This is a genomic window from Pseudomonas sp. LAIL14HWK12:I7 (assembly GCF_000483465.1).
Classification (GTDB): domain Bacteria; phylum Pseudomonadota; class Gammaproteobacteria; order Pseudomonadales; family Pseudomonadaceae; genus Aquipseudomonas; species Aquipseudomonas kermanshahensis.
Window position 1 is genome coordinate 166,696 of sequence record NZ_AXYZ01000004.1, and the last position, 23,495, is coordinate 190,190.

20 protein-coding genes are annotated in these 23,495 nt (G+C 62.0%); 15 read left to right on the forward strand and 5 right to left on the reverse strand.

Going from position 1 to position 23,495, the window contains the following annotated elements:
* Nucleotides 1-20 precede the first annotated feature (20 nt).
* From D886_RS0104770 to D886_RS0104780, 3 genes are all read right to left on the reverse strand, one after another.
* Entirely contained in the window at nt 21-716 is a 696-nt protein-coding gene (locus tag D886_RS0104770) for a glutathione S-transferase N-terminal domain-containing protein (RefSeq protein ID WP_027592799.1), read from the reverse strand.
* Between the two features lie 87 nt (nt 717-803).
* Entirely contained in the window at nt 804-1,301 is a 498-nt protein-coding gene (locus tag D886_RS0104775; RefSeq protein WP_027592800.1) for a PaaI family thioesterase, read from the reverse strand.
* Nucleotides 1,302-1,404: 103 nt separating this feature from the next.
* Entirely contained in the window at nt 1,405-2,787 is a 1,383-nt protein-coding gene (locus D886_RS0104780) for an amino acid permease (RefSeq protein WP_027592801.1), read from the reverse strand.
* Between the two features lie 255 nt (nt 2,788-3,042).
* On the opposite strand from D886_RS0104780, the gene gcvA reads away from it, so the two are divergent.
* Nucleotides 3,043-3,939 (forward strand): transcriptional regulator GcvA, encoded by an 897-nt coding sequence (gene gcvA / locus D886_RS0104785; RefSeq protein ID WP_027592802.1) that lies wholly within the window; start codon nt 3,043-3,045, stop codon nt 3,937-3,939.
* A gap of 132 nt (nt 3,940-4,071) precedes the next feature.
* Nucleotides 4,072-5,316, forward strand: a complete 1,245-nt coding sequence (locus tag D886_RS0104790; protein WP_027592803.1) for an aspartate aminotransferase family protein — start codon at nt 4,072-4,074, stop codon at nt 5,314-5,316.
* A 3-nt stretch (nt 5,317-5,319) separates the two neighbouring features.
* On the opposite strand, the gene D886_RS0104795 is transcribed toward D886_RS0104790, so the two are convergent.
* Nucleotides 5,320-5,622, reverse strand: a complete 303-nt coding sequence (locus tag D886_RS0104795) for a hypothetical protein (protein WP_027592804.1) — start codon at nt 5,620-5,622, stop codon at nt 5,320-5,322.
* Nucleotides 5,623-5,842: 220 nt separating this feature from the next.
* Between D886_RS0104795 and D886_RS0104800 the strand changes: the two genes are divergently transcribed.
* Both D886_RS0104800 and fusA read left to right on the forward strand, forming a co-directional pair.
* Nucleotides 5,843-6,268, forward strand: a complete 426-nt coding sequence (locus D886_RS0104800; RefSeq protein WP_027592805.1) for a hypothetical protein — start codon at nt 5,843-5,845, stop codon at nt 6,266-6,268.
* Between the two features lie 73 nt (nt 6,269-6,341).
* Nucleotides 6,342-8,453: an elongation factor G gene (gene fusA / locus D886_RS0104805; RefSeq protein WP_027592806.1), complete on the forward strand. Its 2,112-nt coding sequence runs from the start codon at nt 6,342-6,344 to the stop codon at nt 8,451-8,453.
* 204 nt (nt 8,454-8,657) lie between these two features.
* On the opposite strand, the gene D886_RS0104810 is transcribed toward fusA, so the two are convergent.
* Complete coding sequence (locus D886_RS0104810) at nt 8,658-10,100, reverse strand: SulP family inorganic anion transporter (protein ID WP_027592807.1); 1,443 nt, start codon at nt 10,098-10,100, stop codon at nt 8,658-8,660.
* Between the two features lie 176 nt (nt 10,101-10,276).
* Between D886_RS0104810 and D886_RS0104815 the strand changes: the two genes are divergently transcribed.
* The 11 genes from D886_RS0104815 (at nt 10,277) to nuoJ (ending at nt 23,494) form a co-directional block, all read left to right on the forward strand.
* Complete coding sequence (locus D886_RS0104815) at nt 10,277-11,011, forward strand: secretin N-terminal domain-containing protein (protein WP_027592808.1); 735 nt, start codon at nt 10,277-10,279, stop codon at nt 11,009-11,011.
* 490 nt (nt 11,012-11,501) lie between these two features.
* Entirely contained in the window at nt 11,502-12,827 is a 1,326-nt protein-coding gene (aceA, locus tag D886_RS0104820; RefSeq protein ID WP_012273289.1) for an isocitrate lyase, read from the forward strand.
* Between the two features lie 906 nt (nt 12,828-13,733).
* Complete coding sequence (locus D886_RS0104825; protein ID WP_003251427.1) at nt 13,734-14,147, forward strand: NADH-quinone oxidoreductase subunit A; 414 nt, start codon at nt 13,734-13,736, stop codon at nt 14,145-14,147.
* A 10-nt stretch (nt 14,148-14,157) separates the two neighbouring features.
* Nucleotides 14,158-14,835, forward strand: coding sequence for an NADH-quinone oxidoreductase subunit B family protein (locus D886_RS0104830; RefSeq protein WP_012313769.1), 678 nt, complete (start codon nt 14,158-14,160; stop codon nt 14,833-14,835).
* 79 nt (nt 14,836-14,914) lie between these two features.
* Nucleotides 14,915-16,696, forward strand: coding sequence for an NADH-quinone oxidoreductase subunit C/D (gene nuoC, locus D886_RS0104835; RefSeq protein ID WP_027592809.1), 1,782 nt, complete (start codon nt 14,915-14,917; stop codon nt 16,694-16,696).
* 2 nt (nt 16,697-16,698) lie between these two features.
* Entirely contained in the window at nt 16,699-17,196 is a 498-nt protein-coding gene (nuoE, locus tag D886_RS0104840; protein WP_027592810.1) for an NADH-quinone oxidoreductase subunit NuoE, read from the forward strand.
* Entirely contained in the window at nt 17,193-18,572 is a 1,380-nt protein-coding gene (gene nuoF / locus D886_RS0104845) for an NADH-quinone oxidoreductase subunit NuoF (protein WP_027592811.1), read from the forward strand. Before nuoE ends, nuoF begins: the two co-directional genes overlap by 4 nt.
* A gap of 132 nt (nt 18,573-18,704) precedes the next feature.
* Nucleotides 18,705-21,419: an NADH-quinone oxidoreductase subunit NuoG gene (gene nuoG / locus D886_RS0104850; RefSeq protein WP_027592812.1), complete on the forward strand. Its 2,715-nt coding sequence runs from the start codon at nt 18,705-18,707 to the stop codon at nt 21,417-21,419.
* Nucleotides 21,416-22,423 (forward strand): NADH-quinone oxidoreductase subunit NuoH, encoded by a 1,008-nt coding sequence (gene nuoH / locus D886_RS0104855; RefSeq protein ID WP_027592813.1) that lies wholly within the window; start codon nt 21,416-21,418, stop codon nt 22,421-22,423. The genes nuoG and nuoH overlap by 4 nt, the downstream gene beginning before the upstream one ends.
* A gap of 11 nt (nt 22,424-22,434) precedes the next feature.
* Entirely contained in the window at nt 22,435-22,983 is a 549-nt protein-coding gene (gene nuoI, locus D886_RS0104860) for an NADH-quinone oxidoreductase subunit NuoI (protein WP_027592814.1), read from the forward strand.
* A 10-nt stretch (nt 22,984-22,993) separates the two neighbouring features.
* A complete protein-coding gene (nuoJ, locus tag D886_RS0104865; RefSeq protein ID WP_027592815.1) occupies nt 22,994-23,494 on the forward strand; it encodes an NADH-quinone oxidoreductase subunit J in 501 nt (166 codons plus the stop codon).
* Nucleotide 23,495 lies beyond the last annotated feature (1 nt).

Consider the following 23,495-nt stretch of genomic DNA (forward strand, 5'->3'; position numbering starts at 1 on the left):
ACAGGTTCAGGGATGCTCGATCATCCCGGGATTTTCAGGCCACGCTGAACCGCCGGCCGCTCCAAAAACGTCGCCAGCACCCGCTGCACTTCCTTGAACGCATCGAACCCGACCAGCTCACGGGCGTTGTAGCGCTCCACAAGGTTGCGTACCCAAGGGAAAATGGCGATGTCAGCGATGCTGTATTCGTCGACCATCCACTCGCGGCCTTGCAGGTGGCGGTCCAGCACACCCAGCAAGCGCTTCGATTCGTTGACGTAGCGATCCCGCGGGCGTTTGTCTTCGTATTCCTTGCCCGCAAAGAAATGGAAGAACCCGACCTGGCCGAACATCGGCCCGATGCCGCCCATCTGGAACATCAACCACTGCAGGGTCTGGTAACGGGTGGCGGGGTCCTGGCTGAGCAACTGCCCGCTCTTTTCCGCGAGGTACTGCAGGATCGCGCCCGACTCGAACAACGGAAGCGGCTGGCCGCCAGGGCCGTTCGGGTCGAGGATGGCGGGGATCTTGTTGTTGGCGCTGAGGGAGATGAACTCCGGGCTCAACTGGTCATCGTTGTCGAAACTGACCTTGTGCGGCTCGTACGCCAGGCCGATCTCTTCGAGCATGATCGACACCTTGACCCCATTCGGCGTCGGCAATGAATACAGCTGCAGGCGCTCGGGGTGCTGGGCGGGCCATTTGCGGGTGATGGGGAATGCGCTCAGATCGGTCATGGTCAACCTTGCCTGGGGAATGGAGCTGTCACTTTAGTGACATCCCGCGCGGCTGACCATCACCGCCCCTTCATCGACACAGGCGGCTCAAGCCTGGCCGTGGGCCTTGAGCTTGAGCTTTTCGGTGTCGACCCGAACGAACACCGAGTCCGCCGTCACCGTGAGTACATCGTCTGCCCAGACCTCACAGATAACCCGGCTCTTGCGCCCGACCTCGCCTTCTACGCGTGCCTTGAGCAGCAACTCAACACCCATGGGGGTCGGCTTCAGGTAACTGAGGTTGAGTGTGCCCGTGACGCAGTCGATACGCGGCAGGCTGCCCGGTTCGCGGCCTTCGTTGCGGTAGTGGTAGGCCATGGCGGTCCAGTTGGAGTGGCAATCGACCAGCATGGCCAGTAAGCCGCCATAAACCAGGCCGGGCCAGCCGATGAAGGTGCTGTCGGGCGCGTGGCGGCACAGCAGGTGGATGCCGTCGGCGTCCCAATGGCTTTGCAGGTGCAGGCCGCTAGGGTGGGAGCAGCCGCAGCCGTAGCAGGTGCCTTCCGGTGCAGCCAACTGCTGGAGGGAAAGGGTGTGCTCGTTCATACGCTTCCTGTGCTTGTTGGAATGGGAAGTGAGGCAAGCGTCGATGGTAGCGCCGTGCTGGGCCAGCGCCAATGAGAAAGGGGCGCCAAGCGCCCCCTCTGGATCAAGCAGTCTGTGCGACCACCTTGCCGCGCCGCTGGGTCAGCGACACCAGCAGGATGAACAGCGTCACCCCGGCAGTCATCAGCGTCTCGTAGCGGTAGGCATCGCTGAACAGCATGTAGCCCAGGACCATAACGATGGTGCCGATCACCAGCCAGGTCAGATAAGGGAACAGCCACATCTTAAGCTCCAGCGGCGTGCCCTCACGGTCTGCACGGGCTCGCATGCGCAGCTGAGACACGGCGATCACCAGGTACACCAGCAAGGCAATGGCGCCGGTGGTGGACAGCAGGAAACCGAACACCTTGCCGGGGAACACATAGTTGACGAAGCAACCGGCAAAGCCTGCCAGGGTCGAGAAGATGACCGCTACCGTTGGCACGCCAGCACCCGAAATGCGCTTGGTCATGCTCAGCGCCTGGCCACGGGCACCCAGGGAGTAGAGCATCCGCGAGGCCGTGTACAGGCCGGAGTTCATGCAGCTGGTGACCGCCACCAGCACCACCAGGTCGACCAGCAGCTTGGCGCCCGGCACGTTGAGCACTTCCAGCACCCGCTGGAACGAGCCCACCGCTTTCAGGGCCGGGTCGTTCCAGGCCACCAGCGACACCACCAGGAAGATCGAGGCCAGGTAGAAGATGGCGATGCGGTACACCACCAGGTTGGTGGCACGGCGGATCTTGTCTTTCGGGTTGGCTGTTTCGTCAGCGGCAATGGTGACGATCTCGGCGCCGAAGAACGAGAAGATGGTGATCAGCACGCCACCCAGGACAGTGCCAAAGCCATTGGGCATGAAGCCGCCATTGTCCCACAACCGGCTCACGCCCGAGACCTCGGCCAACGGCCAGAAGCCGAACACGGCCAGGCTGCAGACGATGATGAAGGCAACGATGGCAACCACCTTGACCAGCGCGAACCAGTACTCGAAGGCACCGAAGTTCTTCACGCTGATCAGGTTGGTACCCGACAGCACGACCATGATCAGGAAGGCGAACAACCACGAGGGCACGCCGGGGAAGTAGGCATGCAGGATGTCTGCGCCAGCAATCGCCTCGACCGGGATGATCAGCACCCAGAACCACCAGTACAACCAACCGATGGTGAAGCCTGCCCAAGGGCCGATGGCCTCGGAGGCGTAAGTGGAGAACGAGCCGCTGTTGGGGTTGGCGATGGCCATTTCGCCCAGCATACGCATCACCAGCAGCACCAGCAGGCCGGTCATGGCGTAGGAGATGAGGATGGCCGGGCCGGCGGTGGCAATGGCGTTGGAGGAACCGATGAACAGGCCGGCGCCGATGATGCCGGCGATGGAGATCATGGACACCTGACGGGACGTCAGGCCGTGCTGCAAGGACCGCTGTTTCTTGTTTTCTAGCGAAGCCATGGAGAACCCTCGAATGGGTCGCCGTCGTGGGACGGCTAAAAAATGGAGCAGAATTCTTATTAATTTCTGGTGTGCGTTTTTTGTTGTTTTGTAGATGCCGGCGGTGGCTACTTCCCTCCTCTTCGCACGACCGGTTGTAATCGTTGATCCAGGTCAGTATTAATCTATAGGCCTGGGTCAACAAACGACCTTTTCGAAGCACATGATTCCAATACGGAATGAACTTCTTCCTTTTTTGCTCGGTACGCGCCTGTCATGTCCAAACGCCTGATGCCCTCGACCACCGCCCTCCAGTGCTTCGAAGCGGCTGCCCGCCACCTGAGCTTCACCCGCGCGGCGCAAGAGCTGCACCTGACCCAGAGCGCGGTCAGCAAACAGGTCGCGCAACTGGAGGACATGCTGTCGCACTCGCTGTTCCAGCGCATTCGCCGGCGCCTGCACCTGACCCCGGCCGGTGCGCTGTACCTGACCGAGGTGAACAAGATCCTCACCCAGATCGACATCTCCAGCCGCTACATCCTCAGCTATGGCGATGAGACCGAAGTGCTGCGCATCGCCACCCAGCCGACCTTCGGCGCGCGCTGGCTGGTGCCCAGGCTAAAGGGGTTTGGTGATCGCTATCCGCGTATTCACCTGGATATCCGTAACGAACTGGAACCCTTCGACCTGGTGCAGTCCAAGGCCGACATCGCCTTCTTCTTCGGCCAGGGCACCTGGCCTGGGGCGACGTGTATCGAGCTGTTCAGCGAAGAAGTGGTGCCGGTGTGTGCCCCAGAGCTGCTCGCCAACCACCGTTTCACCAGCGCCGAAGCGCTGACCGAGCACCGCCTGCTGCAGTGTGTATCGCGCCCGGAGGCCTGGCATGAATGGTTTTTGGGGCTGGGGTTGCACAGCCAGAACAGCTACCACGGGCCGCGCTTCGACACGTTCTACCTGTGCATCCGGGCTGCAATCGCCGGCTGTGGCATTGCCCTGATTCCACGGTACCTGGTGGCGGAGGAGTTGAACGAAGGCAAGCTGGTGGTGGCTTGGGACCACCCAGTGCCGAGCAATGGCAGGCACTTCATCGCCCATGCCGAGCATGCGGCGGAGGTGCCGAAGGTCAGGGCCTTCGTGCAGTGGATTCGCGAGCGGGTGGCTGAAGGGGATTGAAGCCAGTGCAGATAACACAAAATCTTACAAGATCACGAATCCAAGGAATGATCGCAATCAAATAATTCGTTTGCGCAATACAGCCCCGGCACGCTTCGATAGTGGGAAACTCGAACAAGGTCCGCGTGCACCATGAATCAGGAAAGTATCAGCCAGTCCATTGCCATCGTTCACCCAATTACACTTTCCCACGGCAAGAATGCGGAAGTCTGGGACACCGACGGCAAACGTTATATCGACTTCGTCGGCGGTATCGGCGTACTCAACCTGGGCCATTGCAACCCAGCCGTGGTCGAAGCGATCCAGGCCCAGGCCACCCGCCTCACCCACTATGCCTTCAACGCAGCCCCCCACGGCCCGTACCTTGCCCTGATGGAGCGCCTCAGCGAGTTTGTCCCGGTCAGCTACCCGCTGGCCGGCATGCTTACCAACAGTGGCGCGGAAGCGGCGGAAAACGCCCTGAAAGTGGCCCGTGGCGCCACCGGCAAGCGCGCGATGATTGCTTTCGACGGTGGCTTCCATGGCCGCACCCTGGCAACCCTGAACCTCAATGGCAAGGTCGCCCCATACAAACAACGCGTCGGCGATCTGCCGGGCCCGGTCTACCACCTGCCCTACCCCAGTGCCGACACCGGCGTCACCTGCGAACAGGCACTCAAGGCCATGGACCGGCTGTTCAGCGTCGAACTGGCGGTTGAAGACGTGGCGGCTTTCATCCTCGAACCGGTCCAGGGTGAAGGCGGCTTCCTCGCCCTCGACCCGGCATTCGCCCAGGCACTGCGCCGCTTCTGCGACGAGCACGGCATTTTGATCATCATCGACGAGATCCAGTCGGGCTTTGGCCGTACCGGCCAGCGCTTTGCCTTCCCGCGCCTGGGCATCGAGCCCGACCTGCTGCTGCTGGCCAAAAGCATCGCGGGCGGCATGCCACTGGGTGCGGTCGTGGGCCGTAAAGAATTGATGGCATCGCTGCCCAAGGGTGGCCTGGGCGGGACCTATTCGGGCAACCCGATTGCCTGCGCAGCGGCGCTGGCGAGCCTGGCGCAGATGACCGACGAGAACGTCGCCACCTGGGGCGAACGCCAGGAACAGGCGATTGTCAGCCGCGTCGAGCGCTGGAAAGCCCAGTACCCGTTCATCGGGCGGCTGACCGGTGTCGGCGCGATGCGCGGCATCGAGTTCGTCAACGCCGATGGCAGCCCGGCACCGGCCCAGCTGGCCAAGGTCATGGAAGCAGCGCGGGCCAAAGGCCTGTTGCTGATGCCCAGCGGAAAGGCGCGGCATATCATCCGCCTGCTCGCACCACTGACCATCGAAGCCGAGGTGCTCGAAGAAGGCTTGGATATCCTCGAGCAGTGCCTGGCAGAGTTGAACTGAGGCTTACAGGCCCAGCTCTTCAGGGGTGAGCATGTCGGACTCGAAGGCAATCCAGCCCCCTTCGAGTTCGGCGTGGCCGTTGACGATCGGGCCGTAGTAGGTCAGGCCGTTTTCCAGGGTAACGCAGATGTGCGTGGCCGGCTTTTCGGGAGCTGCGAGCGTACCGACGAAATGCACCTTCTTCAGGGTTTCGGTCACCGCTTCAAGGCCCACGCGCATGCTGGGGTTTTCCGAGGCCTCGATGTCGCCCCCGCGGTCTTCAGCGCTGATGGTCACGGTGGCGGTGTACGGGAACTTGCTGCTCAAGCGGGGTTACCTCAATTAGATGTGTAGGCGTTTTGGCGCGTAGAGTACGGCAGCCTTTGTCTATTGTCTCTACTGGCCTCTTCGCGGGTGAACCCGCTCCCACAGGTACAGCGTCATGCCTGGCACCTGGGTGGCCGCCATCAACAGATCAAAATGGCCTCCCCCGCCCCGATCTGTTAGGGTGCCCGCCGATGCACGCCACACCACACGAGGATCCCGAGTGAGCGCCGAAGAACCCCTGATCGCCGACCTGTTCGAGGTCGACAAACGCCTGTCCCTCAAGCCCGTCGTGGACTTCAACACCTACCTGCGCAACGCGTTCGCCGAAGGCCCGTGCCAGTGCCATCGCTGCCGTGACGGTGGCGACCAGAGCAGCTACAGCCACGCGCACAACTTCACCCTCGAAGGTCGCCCGCTCAACCGCCGCTTCGCCAACACCGCAGGCAGTGACGTGCTGCTGGTGCTGAAAAAAGCCTGGCTGTCGTACCACAAAGAAGACCTCAACCTGGTCGGCGCGCTGGACATGGCCAAGCTCAAGACCTTCACCGACGGCGCCCTGCACGAGCGCTTGCTGGCCCTGCTGCCTGCTAGCGGCCTGGCCCGTGAAGTGGACGGCCAATGGCTGCTGCAGGCTCAGGCCGACTGACGGCCCGGCGGTAAAGCAGGATTCTTCCGGTCTGCTAACGTGGGAGAATCCGCCCATCCGCAGGTAGTCCGCCATGGCCCGTACAACGCCCATCGAGCTGTATCGCAATATCGGCATCGTCGCCCACGTGGATGCCGGCAAGACCACCACCACCGAGCGCATCCTGTTTTACACCGGGGTCAATCACAAGATGGGCGAGGTGCACGATGGCGCCGCGACCATGGACTGGATGGCCCAGGAACAGGAGCGAGGCATCACCATCACCTCGGCAGCCACCACGGCCTTCTGGCAGGGCTCGACCAAGCAGTTCCCCGACAAGTACCGCTTCAACATCATCGATACCCCTGGCCACGTCGACTTCACCATCGAGGTAGAACGCTCGCTGCGTGTGCTCGACGGCGCGGTGGTGGTGTTCAGCGGCGCCGACGGGGTCGAACCGCAATCGGAAACCGTGTGGCGCCAGGCCAACAAGTACCACGTACCGCGCCTGGCCTACATCAACAAGATGGACCGCCAGGGTGCCGACTTCCTGCGCGTGGTCAAGCAGATCGACAAGCGCCTGGGGCATCACCCGGTGCCGATCCAGCTGGCCATCGGCAGCGAAGAGCACTTTATCGGCCAGATCGACCTGGTGAAGATGAAGGCCATCTACTGGAACGATGCCGACAACGGCACCACCTACCGCGAAGAAGCGATCCCTACCGAGCTTCAGGCGCTCGCCGACGAATGGCGCGCGCACATGATCGAAGCCGCGGCAGAGGCCAACGATGAGCTGACCATGAAGTTTCTCGAAGGCGAGGAACTCAGCATCGACGAGATCAAGGCCGCCCTGCGCCAGCGCACCATTGCTAACGAAATTGTGCCGACCATCCTTGGCTCGTCGTTCAAGAACAAGGGCGTGCCGCTGATGCTCGATGCGGTCATCGACTACCTGCCCGCACCGTCGGAAATCCCGGCAATCAAGGGCACCCACCCGGACGATGAAGAACAGCACCTTGAGCGCCACGCCGACGACAAAGAGCCCTTCTCGGCCCTGGCCTTCAAGATTGCCACTGATCCGTTTGTCGGCACCCTCACCTTTGCCCGAGTGTATTCCGGGGTGCTCAGCTCCGGTAATGCCGTGCTCAACTCGGTCAAGGGCAAGAAGGAACGCATCGGCCGCATGGTGCAGATGCACGCCAACCAGCGCGCCGAAATCAAGGATGTGTGCGCCGGCGACATCGCCGCATTGATCGGCATGAAGGATGTCACCACCGGCGATACTTTGTGCGACATCGATAAGCCGATCATCCTAGAGCGCATGGACTTCCCCGACCCGGTGATCTCCGTAGCCGTGGAGCCTAAGACCAAGGCCGACCAAGAAAAAATGGGCATAGCCCTGGGCAAGCTGGCCCAGGAAGACCCTTCGTTCCGCGTGCGCACCGATGAGGAAACCGGCCAGACCATCATCTCCGGCATGGGCGAGTTGCACCTGGACATCATCGTCGATCGCATGCGCCGCGAGTTCAACGTCGAGGCCAATATCGGCAAGCCGCAGGTGGCCTATCGCGAGAAGATCCGCAACACCTGCGAGATCGAAGGCCGCTTCGTTCGCCAATCCGGCGGCCGCGGCCAATACGGCCACTGCTGGATCCGCTTCGCCCCGGGCGACGAAGGCAAGGAAGGCCTGGAATTCATCAACGAGATCGTCGGTGGCGTGGTACCTCGGGAGTACATCCCGGCCATCCAGAAAGGTATCGAAGAACAGATGAAGAATGGCGTGCTCGCCGGCTACCCACTGATCAACTTGAAGGCTGCCGTGTTCGACGGCTCCTACCACGACGTCGACTCCAACGAAATGGCCTACAAGATAGCCGCGTCCATGGCCACCAAGCAGCTCTCGCAAAAAGGCGGGGCAGTGCTGCTAGAGCCGGTGATGAAGGTTGAGGTGGTGACCCCCGAGGAATACCAGGGCGACATCATGGGCGACCTGAGCCGGCGCCGCGGGATGATCCAGGATGGCGACGAGACGCCAGCCGGCAAGGTGATACGCGCCGAAGTGCCGCTGGGCGAAATGTTCGGCTATGCCACTTCCATGCGCTCGATGACCCAGGGCCGCGCCAGCTACACGATGGAGTTCATCCGCTATGCCGAGGCACCGGCCAGCATTGCTGAAGGGATCGTGAGGAAGAACCGCGGGGAATAATTCATTCACCTGTACCGGCCCCTTCGCGGGCAAGCCCGCTCCCACAGGAACTCCATTCGCCTTGAATCCGGTGGCATACCTGTGGGATCAGTGCAGGCAGTAACCCTTCTCAGAGCTCACAGGGCCTCCATCCGCCTTGAATCCGGCCCATACCTGTGGGAGCGGACTTGCCCGCGAAGGGGCCGGTGCAGGCAATAACCCTTCTCAGAGCTGCTCGCCAGCCCGCTTCAACAGCTTCTTGCACCGCTCCGACAAGTGCACCACGCGTAGATGCTTGCCCGCCTTGGTATACCGCTCACGCAAGGTTTTTAGCGCCGCAACTGCCGAATAATCGACAAAGCTCAAATGCTGGCAGTCCAGCGTAACCTGCGCCGGATCCTTCGCCGTATCGAACTGGTTGAGGAACGAGGCGGTCGAGGCAAAGAACAACGTGCCATGTACCTGATAACGCTTGCCGCCGCCCGCTTCCTCATGGCTGTCGGCATACAGCTCCCGCGCATGCTGCCAGGCAAAGTTCACCGCCGCGATGACAATACCAAACAGTACCGCTACGGCCAGGTCGGTGAACACCGTGACGATGGTCACCGCAATAATCGCCAGCACATCGTTCACCGGCACCTTGTGCAACACGCGCAACGAAGCCCAGGCGAAGGTCTGCTGGGCAACCACGAACATCACCCCCACCAGGGCTGCCAGCGGAATACGCTCGATCAGCGGCGACAAGAACAACACGAACAGCAGGATCATCACCCCGGCAACCACGCCCGATAGCCGGCCGCGGCCATTGGAGCTGAGGTTGATCACCGTCTGCCCGATCATCGCGCAGCCGCCCATGCCACCGCACAGGCCCGAAACCATATTGGCGGCGCCCAGGGCCACGCACTCACGGTCTGGGAAGCCACGGCTTTCGGTGATTTCGTCGGTGAGGTTGAGCGTCAGCAGGGTCTCCAGCAGGCCGACCATGGCCATCAGCACCGCGTAGGGGGCGATGATTTTGAGCGTTTCAAGGTTCCACGGCACATCTGGCAGCGTCACTTGCGGCAGGCCACCGGCGATGTGCGCCATGTCGCCGAGGGTGCGGGTCGGCAAACCCAGCAGGTACACCAATAGGCCTACCCCCAGGATGGCCACCAGCGCGGGCGGTACGGCGCGGGTCAGCTTGGGCAGTATGTAGACCACCAGCATGGTCAGCGCCACCAGGCCGACCATCAGGTACAGCGGCGAACCGCTGAGCCACTGACCGCCCTGCTTGAAGTGCTCCAACTGAGCCAGGGCGATGACGATCGCCAGGCCGTTGACGAAGCCCAGCATCACTGGGTAAGGCACCAGGCGCACCAGCTTGCCCAGGCGCAGCAGGCCAAACAAGATCATCACCACCCCGCCAAGCAGCACCGTGGCCAGCAAGTACTGCACCCCGTGTTGCACCACCAACGCGATGATCACCACCGCCATCGATCCGGCAGCACCAGAAATCATGCCCGGACGGCCGCCAAACAGTGCAGTCAGGGTACAGATGATGAAAGCGCCATACAGGCCCATCAGCGGGTTGAGGTGCGCCACTAAGGCGAAGGCGATGCACTCAGGCACCAGGGCGAACGAAGTGGTCAGGCCGGCGAGCAGGTCGGCGCGCAGTCGTACGGGTTTCATGAAGTTCCTGTGAGGCGGTCCAGGCGGAGGGGCTGGCAATCGAGGGGCGCGATGTTACGGAATTTGTCTGACAGCGGCCACCGCTCAAAAGTGCAGGATGCCGCCCCTTGATGCATAACCTGCACAACCTGGGCAAATTTGCCATCATGTTGATACCCACTGCGGAGATCATGGACATGCCGCTACGCCCGCTTTTCACATCCTTGCTGCTGGCTGCCACCCTCAGCGCTCACGCCGCCACCGAAGTCCTCCCCTTGCAGTACCGCAGCAGCGCCGAACTGCTGCCCGCTGCACAATCGTTCATCGGCAAGGACGGCACCGTCAACGCCTTCGAGAACAAGCTGATCGTCAATGCCAGCCCGGAGCGCATCGACGACCTGCGCAGCCTGCTGCAACAGTTGGACACCGCGCCCAAGCGCCTGCTGATCAGCGTCGACAACAACGACAGCAACTTCCAGGACACCCGCGGCAACGCTCACGTCATCCGCTACGGCACCAGCAACCGCGAAGGCGGCATGCAGCAGGTTCAGGCCAGCGAAGGCCAGGCCGCGCTGATCCAGGTTGGCCAGAGCATCCCGGTCACCAGCACCAGTACCGACGGTTATGGGCGTATTCAAAGCAACACCGAATACCGCAATGTGACCCAAGGTTTCTACGTTACCCCCAGCCTGAGCGGCGAAACGGTTCGTCTGCAAATAAGCACCAATAATGACCGCATCAGCCAGGAACGAGCAGATGTAGTGAAAGTGCAAAGCACCGACACGACAGTCACCGGCAAGCTCGGGGAATGGATCACCTTGGCGGGGTTCAACCAGCAGAGCCAGTCCGATCGTAGCGCGTCAAGCCACACTTACAGTACCCAGCGCGGTGAAAACATGACTTTACGTGTAAAAGTCGACCTTCTGGACTGATCCCAGGCAATTCAAGGCCTCGACCAATGGCCTAGAAACTGACTGCCGAGTCGTATTAGACCAAAGATGTAGTAAGCGAAAAAAGTCACTACAAAACATTTGACAGGTACTTTTTCTCAAGGGCATGATGGCCTCGCTCCCGCTAATCAGGGGCCCTGGCAAGGGCCTTCGAGGCGTGCTCCTCCCACCCCTGGAGGCGCCTCGTGTCTATACGGCCCACAAGGCGGTTCGACGGGATTGCGACTGCAACGAAGAAGTTGTCCCGAGGGACGGAAGCGCATCACCGCAGTTCTGGCAATCGCGTAGCACCGCAGCAAGGCAACCACGAGCCGACCTGCAGCGCACACCTTCGCCTGGCCTGCACCCCCTTCCCCTTCGAGCCTTCGCGTTCGCCGCCGCACGCCCCCGAACAGGACAGCCGCCAGGCCTCTGATCTGCACCCGAGCATCAGCACAATTACCCCAAGATCGATGCGACGAGGTTTATTTCCATGGCACTGACACGCGAACAGCAAATTGCAGCCCTCGAGAAAGACTGGGCCGAAAACCCGCGCTGGAAAGGCGTGACCCGTACCTATACCGCCGCTGATGTCGTTCGCCTGCGTGGCTCCCTGCAGCCGGAGCACACCCTGGCCCGTCAGGGCGCAGAAAAACTGTGGAAGCTGGTCACCCAGGGTGCCCACCCGTCCTTCCGCCCAGAAAAAGATTTCGTCAACTGCATGGGCGCCCTGACCGGCGGCCAGGCAGTACAACAGGTCAAAGCCGGCATCCAGGCTATCTACCTGTCCGGCTGGCAAGTTGCCGCCGACAACAACTCGGCCGAGTCCATGTACCCCGACCAGTCGCTGTACCCAGTCGACTCGGTACCGACCGTGGTCAAGCGCATCAACAACTCGTTCCGCCGCGCCGACCAGATCCAGTGGAAAGCCGGCAAGAACCCGGGCGACGAAGGTTACATCGACTACTTCGCGCCAATCGTAGCTGACGCCGAAGCCGGTTTCGGCGGCGTACTGAACGCCTACGAGCTGATGAAGAACATGATCGAAGCAGGCGCCGCCGGCGTGCACTTCGAAGACCAGCTGGCCTCGGTGAAAAAATGCGGTCACATGGGTGGCAAGGTACTGGTACCCACCCAGGAAGCTGTACAGAAGCTGGTTGCCGCGCGCCTGGCAGCTGACGTTTCGGGCGTGCCGACCATCATTCTGGCCCGTACCGACGCCAACGCCGCCGACCTGCTGACCAGCGACTGCGACCCGTACGACCAACCGTTCGTGATCGGCGAGCGCACCCGTGAAGGCTTCTACAAAGTGCGTGCAGGCCTCGACCAGGCAATCTCCCGCGGCCTGGCCTACGCACCGTATGCCGACCTGATCTGGTGCGAAACCGCCAAGCCGGACCTGGACGAAGCCCGCCGCTTCGCCGAAGCGATCAAGAAGGAATATCCGGACCAGATCCTGTCGTACAACTGCTCGCCTTCCTTCAACTGGAAGAAAAACCTGGACGACGCGACCATCGCCAAGTTCCAACGCGAGCTGTCGGCCATGGGCTACAAACACCAGTTCATCACCCTGGCTGGCATTCACAACATGTGGCACGGCATGTTCAACCTGGCGCACGACTACGCCCGCAACGACATGACTGCCTACGTGAAGCTGCAGGAGCAGGAATTCGCTGATGCCAGCAAAGGCTACACCTTCGTTGCGCACCAGCAGGAAGTGGGCACTGGCTACTTCGATGACATGACCACCGTGATTCAAGGTGGGGCTTCGTCGGTGACTGCGCTGACCGGTTCGACTGAGGAAGAGCAGTTCCACTGATAACAGTGAACTGTTGAAGGAAGGCCCAGGGTTCGTGAGGACCCTGGGCTTTTTTTTTGAAGTGATCGTCACGAAAAATTCAGCGCGTATGAGATCGAGCGCCGCCCGCGCGGCGCTTCGCAGCACAAGGCTGCTCCTACATCTGTTTCGGGCCAATCAATCCTGTGGAATGCGCGCCCCCTCTTTGCGCATGGCACGATATTGTGTCGGGCAAACAAGGCGGTCGCGCGCAAATGCCACATGCCCACTGGCCCGAAACAAATGCAGGAGCAGCCTTGTGCTGCGAAGCGCCGCGCGGGCGGCGCTCGATTTGCGCATCACCAATAATCTCAAGACCTGCGCTTGGCAACCTCACTCACTTTCCGCTGGAGGCAAAGCAGGCCCCAGTATCCGGACTATGCTTGTGGCAACCCAACAGCAACCCACCCTCCACAACCTGAGCGACATCCACCGCTTCATCGGCCCGCCACGGCTTAACCGATAAAGTATTGATCCAGAGCGGTGCGCAAGGCGCTGGAAGCTGTTAGAACGAGCCTTTTTCGCATTTGCAAGTAGCCAACCCGCCCGGGCAACTTTGCAAGGCTCACAAGAGGAGAATTTCACCGCACCAAGCTCAATGCGATTAATTATCATTACATAACTAGGAATTCGTTACATCGCGCAAGAAACATAATTAACAAAAACGCGCGCAATGCCCGAAATTCAAGGCTTTCAGCCAGTTACGAAAGATTTTTGTTCTTAATCCTACGAATAAATTGCCACAGAAATTTTACTTGCACCGGGTTTACCCATAAAATCAGCGCGATTGATTCAGCTGCGACATTTGGTCACTGCATGTGCGACACCAGGTCGCCGCTCTACTTATTTCAGACTGCAGAGCTGGGTCTCTGTATAAGGATCTCTAGCATGTCCGATTCGGCAGGACTCATCGCCCACAACTGGGGCTTTGCCATCTTCCTTTTGGGTGTCGTCGGCCTGTGTGCCTTCATGCTCGGCCTGTCCAGCCTGCTCGGTAGCAAGGCCTGGGGCCGCGCCAAGAACGAACCCTTCGAATCCGGCATGCTGCCCGTCGGCAGCGCCCGCCTGCGCCTGTCCGCCAAATTCTATCTGGTCGCGATGCTGTTCGTGATCTTCGATATCGAAGCCCTCTTCCTCTTTGCATGGTCTGTGTCCGTCCGCGAAAGCGGCTGGACCGGGTTCGTCGAAGCGCTCGTTTTCATAGCAATTCTGTTGGCAGGTCTTGTCTACCTTTGGCGCGTCGGTGCTCTTGATTGGGCTCCCGAAGGTCGCCGCAAGCGGCAAGCGAAGCTGAAACAATGAGGCTTTGGCAATGCAATACAATCTCACCAGAATCGATCCGGATGCGCCCAACGAGCAGTACCCGGTAGGTGAACGGGAAACCGTCACCGACCAACTGCTCGAGGACCAGGTCCACAAGAACATCTACATGGGGAAACTCGAAGATGTGCTGCGTGGCGCGGTCAACTGGGGTCGCAAGAACTCCCTCTGGCCGTATAACTTCGGCCTGTCCTGCTGCTACGTGGAAATGACCACGGCCTTCACGGCGCCCCACGACATCGCCCGCTTCGGCGCCGAAGTCATCCGGGCCTCGCCGCGTCAGGCCGACTTCATGGTCATCGCCGGTACCTGCTTCATCAAGATGGCGCCGATCATTCAGCGCCTGTACGAGCAGATGCTCGAGCCGAAGTGGGTCATCTCCATGGGTTCGTGCGCCAACTCCGGTGGCATGTACGACATTTACTCGGTCGTTCAGGGGGTCGACAAGTTCCTCCCCGTGGATGTTTACGTGCCTGGCTGCCCGCCTCGCCCTGAAGCGTTCCTGCAAGGCTTGATGCTGCTGCAGGAGTCGATTGGCCAGGAGCGACGCCCGCTTTCCTGGGTTGTTGGTGATCAAGGCATTTACCGTGCCGAGATGCCTGCCCAGAAAGACCTGCGTCGTGAACAGCGTATCGCGGTAACCAACCTGCGCAGCCCCGACGAAGTCTGATCCAGCGACCTGCCGCCCGCTCCCCAAGGAGCCGGCGGCCTGGCTTCATTCTCTACGTTGACTCAAAGCGACCGAGACCATGACAGCGGACACCGCTATTTATATTCCGCCTTACAAGGCTGACGACCAGGATGTGGTCGTCGAATTGCACAACCGTTTTGGTGCCGACGCATTCGTCGCCCAGGAAACCCGCACCGGCATGCCGGTGCTGTGGGTAAAACGTGCACAGCTCAAAGAAGTACTCAGCTTCCTGCGCAACGTCGCCAAGCCGTACAGCATGCTGTACGACCTGCATGGCGTCGACGAGCGCCTGCGCACCCAGCGCCGCGGCCTGCCCGCCGCCGATTTCAGCGTGTTCTACCACCTGCTGTCGGTCGAGCGTAACAGCGACGTGATGATCAAGGTGTCGCTCAGCGAAGGCGACCTGAACCTGCCGACCGTGACTGGCATCTGGCCAAACGCCAACTGGTACGAGCGCGAAGTCTGGGACATGTTCGGCATCGACTTTGCCGGCCACCCGCACCTTAGCCGCATCATGATGCCGCCCACCTGGGAAGGCCACCCGCTGCGCAAGGACTACCCTGCCCGCGCCACCGAGTTCGACCCCTACAGCCTGACCCTGGCCAAGCAGCAGCTTGAAGAGGAATCGGCACGTTTCAACCCGGAAGCCTGGGGTATGAAGCGCCAGGGCGCCAACGAGGACTACATGTTCCTCAACCTCGGCCCCAACCACCCCTCTGCCCACGGTGCGTTCCGTATCGTCCTGCAGCTGGACGGTGAAGAGATCGTCGACTGCGTCCCGGACATCGGCTACCACCACCGTGGCGCCGAGAAGATGGCCGAGCGCCAGTCCTGGCACAGCTTCATCCCCTACACCGACCGTATCGACTACCTCGGCGGGGTGATGAACAACCTGCCGTACGTACTGGCGGTAGAGAAGCTGGCCGGCATCAAGGTGCCGCAGAAGGTCGACGTGATTCGCATCATGCTCGCCGAGTTCTTCCGCATCACCAGCCACCTGTTGTTCCTGGGTACCTACATCCAGGACGTCGGCGCCATGACCCCGGTGTTCTTCACCTTCACCGACCGCCAGCGCGCCTACACCGTGATCGAAGCAATCACCGGTTTCCGCCTGCACCCGGCCTGGTACCGCATCGGTGGCGTCGCCCACGACCTGCCGCGCGGCTGGGACAAGCTGGTCAAGGACTTCGTCGACTGGCTGCCTAAGCGCCTGGACGAATACACCAAGGCCGCCCTGCAGAACAGCATCCTCAAGGGCCGTACCGTCGGCGTCGCCGCGTACAACACCAAGGAAGCGCTGGAATGGGGCACCACCGGTGCCGGCCTGCGTTCCACTGGTTGCGACTTCGACCTGCGTAAAGCGCGCCCGTATTCTGGCTACGAAAACTTCGAGTTCGAAGTACCGCTGGCCCACAACGGCGATGCCTACGATCGCTGCATGGTCCGTGTCGAGGAGATGCGTCAGAGTATCCGCATCATCGACCAGTGCCTGCGCAACATGCCGGAAGGCCCGTACAAGGCGGATCACCCGCTGACCACGCCGCCGCCGAAAGAGCGCACCCTGCAGCACATCGAAACCTTGATCACGCACTTCCTGCAAGTCTCGTGGGGCCCGGTCATGCCGGCCAACGAGTCGTTCCAGATGATCGAAGCGACCAAGGGCATCAACAGTTACTACCTGACGAGCGATGGCGGCACCATGAGCTACCGCACCCGGATCCGTACCCCGAGCTACCCGCACCTGCAGCAGATCCCTTCGGTGATCAAAGGCAGCATGGTCGCCGACCTCATTGCGTACCTGGGCAGTATCGACTTCGTTATGGCTGACGTGGACCGCTAAGCATGAACAGCACGCTTATCCAGACAGACCGTTTCGCCCTGAGCGAAACCGAGCGCTCGGCCATCGAGCACGAGATGCATCACTACGAGGACCCGCGCGCGGCGTCCATCGAAGCCTTGAAGATTGTCCAAAAGGAACGTGGCTGGGTGCCGGACGGCGCCATTCACGCCATCGGCGAAGTGCTGGGCATCCCGGCCAGTGACGTCGAGGGCGTGGCTACGTTCTACAGCCAGATCTTCCGTCAGCCGGTCGGCCGCCACATCATCCGTGTGTGCGACAGCATGGTCTGCTACATCGGTGGCCACGAGTCGGTGGTCAGCCAGATCCAAAGCGAACTGGGCATCGGCCTCGGCCAGACCACCGCCGACGGGCGCTTCACCCTGCTGCCGGTCTGCTGCCTGGGCAACTGCGACAAGGCCCCGGCCCTGATGATCGACGATGACACCTTTGGCGACGTGCAGCCTACTGGCGTTTCCAAACTGCTGGAGGGTTACGTATGACCATTACTTCCTTCGGCCCGGCCAACCGCATCGCGCGTTCGGCCGAAACCCACCCACTGACCTGGCGTCTGCGTGACGACGGCGAGCCGGTCTGGCTTGCCGAGTACCAGGCCAAGAACGGCTACGCTGCTGCCCGCAAGGCACTGAGCGAGATGTCGCAAGACGACATCGTGCAGAACGTCAAAGACTCCGGCCTCAAGGGCCGCGGCGGCGCAGGCTTCCCCACGGGTGTGAAGTGGGGCCTGATGCCTAAAGACGAATCCATGAACATCCGCTACCTGCTGTGCAACGCGGACGAAATGGAGCCGAACACCTGGAAGGACCGCATGCTGATGGAGCAACAGCCCCATCTGCTGGTCGAGGGCATGCTGATCAGCGCCCGCGCCCTGAAGGCCTACCGCGGCTACATCTTCCTGCGTGGCGAGTACACCACCGCAGCGAAAAACCTAAACCGCGCCATCGACGAAGCCAAGGCCGCTGGCCTCCTGGGCAAGAACATCCTGGGCTCGGGCTTTGACTTCGAGCTGTTCGTGCACACCGGTGCCGGCCGCTACATCTGCGGTGAAGAAACCGCACTGATCAACTCGCTGGAAGGCCGTCGCGCCAACCCACGTTCCAAGCCGCCCTTCCCTGCCGCCGTTGGCGTATGGGGCAAGCCGACCTGCGTGAACAACGTCGAGACCCTGTGCAACGTGCCGGCCATCGTCGCCAACGGCAACGACTGGTACAAGTCGCTGGCCCGCGAAGGCAGCGAAGACCACGGCACCAAGCTGATGGGCTTCTCCGGCAAGGTGAAAAACCCTGGCCTGTGGGAACTGCCATTCGGCGTCACCGCCCGTGAGCTGTTCGAAGACTACGCCGGCGGCATGCGCGATGGCTTCAAGCTCAAGTGCTGGCAGCCAGGTGGCGCCGGTACCGGCTTCCTGCTGCCCGAGCACCTCGACGCCCAGATGTACGCCGGCGGCATTGCCAAAGTGGGCACCCGGATGGGTACTGGCCTGGCCATGGCGGTCGACGACAGCATCAACATGGTCTCGCTGCTGCGCAACATGGAAGAGTTCTTCGCCCGCGAATCGTGCGGCTGGTGCACCCCATGCCGTGACGGCCTGCCGTGGAGCGTGAAAATGCTGCGCTCGCTGGAGCAAGGCCAAGGCCGCGCCGAAGACATCGAGACCCTGCTGGGCCTGGTCAACTTCCTCGGCCCAGGCCGTACCTTCTGTGCTCACGCACCGGGTGCCGTCGAGCCGTTGGGCAGTGCCATCAAATACTTCCGCTCCGAATTCGAGGCCGGTGTCGCCCCAGCCAGTGCTGCCGATGCCCTGCGCCCGAACCTGGCCAAGCCAGTACCGAGCGGGCCGATCGTGGTCGGCGCATAACAAGATGAGCTGCGGGTGGTCCGTGCCACCCGCCAGCCTGCAGGCCGGCCCGAACGATTCGCGGCGGGCCGCAGGCGTACAGATTTCCATTAGCCACGCCCGCTCACGCGGGCCAACGAAGAACTTTGAACAATGGCCACTATCCACGTAGACGGCAAAGCGCTCGAAGTCAACGGTGCAGACAACCTGTTACAGGCGTGTCTGTCGCTCGGCCTCGACATCCCTTATTTCTGCTGGCACCCCGCGCTTGGTAGCGTTGGCGCCTGCCGGCAGTGCGCGGTCAAGCAGTACACCGACGAAAACGACACCCGTGGTCGTATCGTCATGTCCTGCATGACCCCTGCCTCCGACGGCACCTGGATCTCCATCGAAGATGAAGAGTCCAAGGCGTTTCGCGCCAGCGTCGTCGAATGGCTTATGACCAACCACCCGCACGACTGCCCAGTGTGCGAGGAAGGCGGTCACTGCCACCTGCAGGACATGACGGTAATGACCGGCCACAACGAGCGCCGCTACCGTTTCACCAAGCGTACCCACCAGAACCAGGACCTCGGCCCGTTCATCGCACACGAGATGAACCGCTGCATCGCCTGCTACCGCTGCGTGCGCTACTACAAGGACTACGCAGGGGGTACCGACCTGGGTGTCTATGGCGCCCACGACAACGTGTACTTCGGCCGCGTTGAAGACGGCGTGCTGGAAAGCGAGTTCTCCGGCAACCTGACCGAGGTCTGCCCGACCGGCGTGTTCACCGACAAGACCCACTCCGAGCGCTACAACCGCAAGTGGGACATGCAGTTCGCACCGAGCATCTGCCACGGCTGCTCCAGTGGCTGCAACATCAGCCCCGGCGAGCGCTACGGTGAACTGCGTCGCATCGAAAACCGCTTCAACGGCTCGGTCAACCAGTACTTCCTGTGCGACCGCGGCCGCTTCGGTTATGGCTACGTCAACCGCACCGACCGCCCACGCCAGCCACGCCTGGCCGATGGCACCAAGCTGAGCCTGGACGCCGCACTGGACAAAGCCGCCGACCTGCTGCGCGGCCGCACCATCGTCGGTATCGGCTCGCCGCGCGCCAGCCTCGAAAGCAACTACGGCCTGCGTGAGCTGGTCGGCGCCGACTACTTCTATTCGGGCATGGAAGCGGGCGAACTGGCCCGCGTGCGCTTGGCCCTGAACGTGCTGAACAACAGCCCGCTGCCGGTGCCGACCCTGCGCGACATCGAAGACCACGACGCTGTGTTCGTGCTTGGCGAAGACCTGACCCAGACCGCCGCCCGCGTTGCCCTGTCCGTACGCCAGGCCACCAAAGGCAAGGCCGAAGCCATGGCCGAGGCGATGAAAGTGCAGCCTTGGCTGGACGCCGCAGTGAAAAACATCGGCCAGCACGCGCTGTATCCGCTGTTCATCGCCAGCCTGGCTGAAACCAAGCTGGATGACGTCGCTGAAGAATGCGTACACGCAGCCCCGGCTGACCTGGCCCGCATCGGCTTCGCCGTGGCCCACGCCATCGACCCGAGCGCCCCGGCAGTTGCAGGCCTGGACGAAGAAGCCAAGGCCCTGGCCCAGCGCATCGCCGATGCCCTGGTTGCGGCCAAGCGCCCATTGGTAGTTGCCGGTACCTCGCTGGCCGACCCGGCGCTGATCGAAGCTGCCGCCAACATCGCCAAAGCCCTGAAGCTGCGCGAGAAAAACGGTTCGCTGAGCCTGGTCGTGCCTGAAGCCAACAGCTTCGGCCTGGCGATGCTGGGCGGTGAATCCGTCGATGCCGCGCTGGACGCGGTCATCAGCGGCAAGGCCGACGCCATCGTGGTCCTGGAAAACGATCTGTACACCCGCGTCTCGGCCGCCAAGGTCGATGCCGCCCTGGCTGCAGCCAAGGTCGTGATCGTTGCCGACCACTCCAACACCGCCACCCTGGAACGCGCTCACCTGGTACTGCCGGCAGCCTCGTTCGCCGAAGGTGACGGTACCCTGGTCAGCCAGGAAGGCCGCGCCCAGCGCTTCTTCCAGGTGTTCGACCCGCAATACCTGGACAGCAGCATCCTGGTCCACGAAGGCTGGCGCTGGATGCACGCCCTGCGTGCGACCCTGCTGAACAAGCCGGTCGACTGGACCCAACTGGACCACGTCACCAGCGCCTGCGCCGAGGCAGCCCCGCAACTGGCTGGCATCGTCAACGCAGCGCCTTCCGCCGCGTTCCGCATCAAGGGCATGAAACTGGCCCGTGAGCCGCTGCGCTATTCCGGCCGTACCGCCATGCGCGCCAACATCAGCGTGCACGAGCCGCGTACCCCGCAAGACAAGGACACCGCGTTCGCCTTCTCGATGGAAGGTTACTCGGGCTCCGTCGAACCGCGCCAACAAGTGCCGTTCGCCTGGTCGCCGGGCTGGAACTCGCCGCAAGCCTGGAACAAGTTCCAGGACGAGGTCGGTGGCCATCTGCGTGCCGGTGACCCGGGCGTGCGCCTGATCGAATCGCAAGGCGACCGCCTGAACTGGTTCAACGCCATTCCGGGCGCGTTCAACCCGGCCCGTGGCACCTGGACCGCCGTGCCGTTCTTCCACCTGTTCGGCAGCGAAGAGAACTCCTCGCGCGCCGCTCCGGTACAAGAGCGCATCCCTGCTGCCTACGTTGGCCTGGCCAAGTCCGAAGCGGACCGCCTGGGCGTCAACGAAGGTGCGCTGCTCAGCCTCAACGTGGCGGGCGTGGCACTGCGTCTGCCGCTGCGCATCAATGAAGAGCTGGGCGCTGGCCTGGTCGCGCTGCCGAAAGGCCTGGCCGGTATTCCGCCTGCCATCTTCGGTGCATCCGTCGAAGGCCTGCAGGAGGCAGCACAATGAGCTGGTTCACCCCCGAAGTGATCGATGTGATCATCCAGGTCGTCAAGGCTATCGTGGTGCTGCTGGCCGTAGTCGTCTGCGGTGCGCTGCTCAGCTTCGTCGAGCGCCGCCTGCTGGGCTGGTGGCAGGACCGCTACGGTCCGAACCGGGTCGGCCCGTTCGGCATGTTCCAGATCGCCGCCGACATGCTGAAGATGTTCTTCAAGGAAGACTGGAACCCGCCCTTCGTCGACAAGATGATCTTCACCCTGGCGCCGGTCGTGGCCATGAGCGCCCTGCTGATCGGCTTCTCGATCATCCCGATCACACCGGGCTGGGGCGTCGCCGACCTGAACATCGGCTTGCTGTTCTTCTTCGCCATGGCCGGCCTGTCGGTGTACGCCGTGCTGTTCGCCGGTTGGTCGTCGAACAACAAGTACGCGTTGCTGGGCAGCTTGCGGGCATCGGCACAGACCGTCTCGTACGAGGTGTTCCTGGGCCTGGCGCTGATGGGCGTGGTGGTGCAGGTGGGTTCGTTCAACATGCGCGACATCGTTGAATACCAGGCCCAGAACCTGTGGTTCATCATTCCGCAGTTCTTCGGCTTCTGCACCTTCTTCATCGCTGGCGTCGCCGTGACTCACCGTCACCCGTTCGACCAGCCGGAAGCGGAACAGGAACTGGCCGACGGCTACCACATCGAGTATGCCGGCATGAAATGGGGCATGTTCTTCGTCGGTGAGTACATCGGCATCATCCTCATCTCGGCGCTGCTGGTGACCCTGTTCTTCGGCGGCTGGCACGGTCCGTTCGACCTGCTGCCTCAGGTGCCGTTCCTGTGGTTCGCGCTGAAAACCGCGTTCTTCATCATGCTGTTCATCCTGCTGCGCGCCTCGATCCCGCGCCCACGCTATGACCAGGTGATGGACTTCAGCTGGAAGTTCTGCCTGCCGCTGACCCTGATCAATTTGCTGGTGACCGCTGCGATCGTGCTTTACAACACGCCAGCCGTCGCGGCCCAGTGAGGATTTGACCCATGTTCAAGTATATCGGCGACATCGTTAAGGGCACCGGCACTCAGCTGCGCAGCCTGGCCATGGTGTTCTCCCACGGGTTCCGCAAGCGCGACACCCTGCAGTACCCCGAAGAAGCGGTGTACCTGCCGCCGCGCTACCGCGGCCGCATCGTCCTCACCCGCGACCCCGACGGCGAGGAGCGCTGCGTAGCGTGCAACCTCTGCGCGGTGGCCTGCCCGGTCGGCTGCATTTCGCTGCAGAAGGCCGAGACCGAGGACGGTCGTTGGTACCCCGAGTTCTTCCGCATCAACTTCTCGCGCTGCATCTTCTGCGGCCTGTGCGAAGAGGCGTGCCCGACCACCGCGATCCAGCTGACTCCGGATTTCGAAATGGCCGAGTTCAAGCGTCAGGACCTGGTGTACGAGAAAGAAGATCTGCTGATCTCCGGCCCCGGCAAGAACCCTGACTACAACTTCTACCGTGTTGCGGGTATGGCGATCGCTGGCAAGCCGAAAGGCTCTGCACAGAACGAAGCCGAGCCGATCAACGTGAAGAGCTTGCTCCCATAAGGACAGAAAGATGGAATTCGCTTTCTACTTCGCATCCGGGATCGCCGTGGTCTCCACCCTTCGGGTGGTGACCGGCACCAACCCCGTGCACGCCCTGCTCTACCTGATCATTTCGCTGATTTCCGTGGCAATGATCTTCTTCGCCCTGGGTGCGCCGTTCGCCGGCGCCCTGGAAGTGATCGCCTACGCCGGCGCCATCATGGTGCTGTTCGTCTTCGTGGTGATGATGCTCAACCTGGGGCCGGCGTCGGTTGCCCAGGAGCGCGGCTGGCTCAAGCCTGGCATATGGGCCGGGCCGGTGATCCTCGCCGCCCTGCTGCTGCTCGAGCTGCTGTACGTGCTGTTCGTCACCCCAAGCGGCGCAGCCATCAGCGGTACCACCGTGGACGCCAAGGCCGTGGGCATCAGCCTGTTCGGCCCGTACCTGCTGGTGGTCGAACTGGCCTCGATGCTGCTGCTCGCCGCAGCCGTCACCGCCTTCCACCTGGGCCGCAACGAGGCGAAGGAGTAAA

Excerpts from the sequence above, each read along its gene's own strand:
- D886_RS0104770 (WP_027592799.1), bottom strand. The coding sequence starts at position 716 with ATGACCGATCTGAGCGCATTCCCCATCACCCGCAAATGGCCCGCCCAG.
- D886_RS0104775 (WP_027592800.1), bottom strand. The coding sequence starts at position 1,301 with ATGAACGAGCACACCCTTTCCCTCCAGCAGTTGGCTGCACCGGAAGGC.
- D886_RS0104780 (WP_027592801.1), bottom strand. The coding sequence starts at position 2,787 with ATGGCTTCGCTAGAAAACAAGAAACAGCGGTCCTTGCAGCACGGCCTG.
- gcvA (WP_027592802.1), top strand. The coding sequence starts at position 3,043 with ATGTCCAAACGCCTGATGCCCTCGACCACCGCCCTCCAGTGCTTCGAA.
- D886_RS0104790 (WP_027592803.1), top strand. The coding sequence starts at position 4,072 with ATGAATCAGGAAAGTATCAGCCAGTCCATTGCCATCGTTCACCCAATT.
- fusA (WP_027592806.1), top strand. The coding sequence starts at position 6,342 with ATGGCCCGTACAACGCCCATCGAGCTGTATCGCAATATCGGCATCGTC.
- D886_RS0104810 (WP_027592807.1), bottom strand. The coding sequence starts at position 10,100 with ATGAAACCCGTACGACTGCGCGCCGACCTGCTCGCCGGCCTGACCACT.
- D886_RS0104815 (WP_027592808.1), top strand. The coding sequence starts at position 10,277 with ATGCCGCTACGCCCGCTTTTCACATCCTTGCTGCTGGCTGCCACCCTC.
- aceA (WP_012273289.1), top strand. The coding sequence starts at position 11,502 with ATGGCACTGACACGCGAACAGCAAATTGCAGCCCTCGAGAAAGACTGG.
- D886_RS0104825 (WP_003251427.1), top strand. The coding sequence starts at position 13,734 with ATGTCCGATTCGGCAGGACTCATCGCCCACAACTGGGGCTTTGCCATC.
- D886_RS0104830 (WP_012313769.1), top strand. The coding sequence starts at position 14,158 with ATGCAATACAATCTCACCAGAATCGATCCGGATGCGCCCAACGAGCAG.
- nuoC (WP_027592809.1), top strand. The coding sequence starts at position 14,915 with ATGACAGCGGACACCGCTATTTATATTCCGCCTTACAAGGCTGACGAC.
- nuoE (WP_027592810.1), top strand. The coding sequence starts at position 16,699 with ATGAACAGCACGCTTATCCAGACAGACCGTTTCGCCCTGAGCGAAACC.
- nuoF (WP_027592811.1), top strand. The coding sequence starts at position 17,193 with ATGACCATTACTTCCTTCGGCCCGGCCAACCGCATCGCGCGTTCGGCC.
- nuoG (WP_027592812.1), top strand. The coding sequence starts at position 18,705 with ATGGCCACTATCCACGTAGACGGCAAAGCGCTCGAAGTCAACGGTGCA.
- nuoH (WP_027592813.1), top strand. The coding sequence starts at position 21,416 with ATGAGCTGGTTCACCCCCGAAGTGATCGATGTGATCATCCAGGTCGTC.
- nuoI (WP_027592814.1), top strand. The coding sequence starts at position 22,435 with ATGTTCAAGTATATCGGCGACATCGTTAAGGGCACCGGCACTCAGCTG.
- nuoJ (WP_027592815.1), top strand. The coding sequence starts at position 22,994 with ATGGAATTCGCTTTCTACTTCGCATCCGGGATCGCCGTGGTCTCCACC.